Origin of the sequence: Variovorax sp. HJSM1_2, from assembly GCF_049316285.1 — a bacterium.
Lineage (GTDB): Bacteria > Pseudomonadota > Gammaproteobacteria > Burkholderiales > Burkholderiaceae_C > Rhodoferax_B.
Window position 1 is genome coordinate 1 of record NZ_JBMOXA010000068.1, and the last position, 244, is coordinate 244.

Annotated in this window: 1 protein-coding gene; it reads left to right on the forward strand. The window is 34.4% G+C overall.

Features of this window, described 5'->3' with window-relative positions; genetic code table 11:
* Positions 1 to 36 precede the first annotated feature (36 nt).
* Positions 37 to 244, forward strand: a 208-nt coding sequence (locus tag ACFQ95_RS25980; RefSeq protein WP_422835866.1) for a hypothetical protein, incomplete at its 3' end; no start/stop codon positions are given.

Here is a 244-nt window from a genome sequence, read left to right on the forward strand (position 1 = left end):
CATCGGTCTAAATCAAAAATAATAATCCGTAGTACGATGCTGGAGAAAGAACAGCTTCGATTGTCCTATGAAAAGCAATTGGTCGATCATGAACTGGTTATTCTAAAAAATAGTTTAGAAGAATTTACTGCAACGATCAAGCAAAATGATTTGACTATTCATCAATTGCGAACGGAAATTAGTGAAGTGGATCAAAATCCTGAATATCAACAGCAAATTTCCAGTAACCTGAGTGAATTATTGG